At 65.3% G+C, this 1844-nt stretch carries 1 protein-coding gene and 1 pseudogene; one reads left to right on the forward strand and one right to left on the reverse strand.

The genetic code is table 11. The features are described 5' to 3' along the window. The first annotated feature begins 47 nt into the window (after nt 1-47). Nucleotides 48-1496, forward strand: a complete 1449-nt coding sequence (locus RT513_RS04155) for a TrkH family potassium uptake protein (RefSeq protein WP_290690893.1) — start codon at nt 48-50, stop codon at nt 1494-1496. Nucleotides 1497-1655: 159 nt separating this feature from the next. On the opposite strand, the pseudogene RT513_RS04160 reads toward RT513_RS04155, so the two are convergent. After that, nucleotides 1656-1844 (reverse strand): annotated as a pseudogene (locus RT513_RS04160) (hypothetical protein); the annotation flags it as partial.

Below are 1844 nucleotides of genomic sequence, written 5' to 3' on the forward strand. Positions count from 1 at the left end.
GCGACGACTGGTCTTGACAGCGGGCGCGCCTCCGGGAAGCTACGGCCATGCTGGACGTGCGACCTGTCGGATACATCATCGGTCTGCTGGTCGCCGTCATCGGACTGGCGATGCTTGCGCCGCTTGCGCTGGAGGTGGCGCTCCGCACGCCGCACTGGCGGCCGTTCGCGGAGGGCGCGATTGTCACCGTCCTCACCGGCGCTCTCGTGGCGCTTGCCTGCCGGGGAGAGAGCCGGCAGGGCCTCACGATACGCCAGTCTTTTCTGCTCACTACGGGGACGTGGATCGTGCTGCCGTTCTTTGGTGCGCTGCCGCTGATGATCGGCGCACCCCATGCGAACCTGACGGATGCCTATTTCGAGGCGATGTCCGGCTTCACCACCACGGGCACCACGGTTTTCGTCGGGCTGGATGATTTGCCGCGGGGCACGAACCTGTGGCGGGCGATGATGAACGGCATGGGCGGGCTCGGCATCGTCATCGTGGCGATGATCTTCCTGCCGGTGATGCGCGTGGGGGGCATGCAGTTCTTCCGCTCCGAAGGGTTCGACACGCTGGGCAAGGTCTTGCCGCGGGCCATCGACATCGCGGGCGCACTTCTGCGGCTTTACATCGTGCTGACGGTCACTTTCATCGTGATCTTCCGCATGCTGGGCCTTTCGGCCTATGACGCGACGGTAATGGCGCTGTCCTCCGTTTCCACGGGCGGATTTTCCAGCTACGACGACAGCTTCGCGCGCTTTGGCCCGGGGCCGCAATGGGCAGCGGTGGTGTTCATGATCATCGCCTCCACCCCGTTCATCCGCTACATCCAGCTCGTCCGGGGGGATCCGACGCCGCTCTGGCGGGACGTGCAGGTCCGGGCCTATCTCCGCTGGCTGTTCTACGCGGTGATGCTGGTCTTTCTGTATCGCACGCTGGTCTCCGGCGCGCCTGTCGTTCAGACGTTGCAGGAGAGTGCCTTCAACGTGGTGTCGCTGTTCTCCGGCACGGGTCTGACGACGGCGGATGCCTCCACTTGGGGGCAGTTTCCGCTGACGGTGGTCATTCTGGCGGGGCTGGTCGGGGGATGCACCTCCTCCACCGGCTGTTCGATCAAGGTGTTCCGCTTCCTGATCCTCTTTCAGGCAATCCGCAGCCAGATCCTGCGGATCAACTCCCCCCATGCGATGCATCCCGTCCGGTTGGAGGGACGGGTGGTGGATTCGGATGTGCTGAATTCGGTGATCCTGTTCTTCACCATATTCATGCTGAGCCTCGGCGTGCTGACGCTTGGCCTGTCGGTCTGCGGGCTGCATTTCCGCACCGCCATGACAGCCGCCTGGACGGCAATCGCCAATGTCGGCACCGTCTATGGGCCGGAGGTGGAGGCCAGCGGGGCGGTGGCGGGTTTCCCGCGCACCGCGAAATGGCTGATGACCTTCGGAATGTTGCTCGGGCGGCTGGAGCTTATCGCGGTGTTCGTGCTGCTGATGCCCCGCTTCTGGCGCGGCTAGCAGGGTGCTGAAAAGGGTTCCGAGTTTGCTCCGGGGCGGAGATCCTCCCTGCATGGGTGAAGATCTCCCCAGAAACCGCAGGTCTTGGCTCGTGCCCGGACCGATTTTCAGCTTTTCAGCGCAGGGCCGGGTGAACCCACGACTTTTTCCAGCAGCCTGCTAGTTCCAGCAGGCGATGCGGAGCGTGATCGCGCGGGCCAGCGTGGCCAGCGCCTCCGGCTCCAGCGTAACCGGCGAGGCGGCGCCTTCCAGCGGCAGATCGCGGGCAGGGATGGCGCGTGCGACGGCCCCCGGCCCGCTCGCGGGCAGCAGCATTCCCAGGATGCCACCCGTCCGGTCGAGCACCGG

Origin of the sequence: Haematobacter sp., from assembly GCF_032102465.1 — a bacterium.
Taxonomy (GTDB): Bacteria; Pseudomonadota; Alphaproteobacteria; order Rhodobacterales; family Rhodobacteraceae; genus Haematobacter.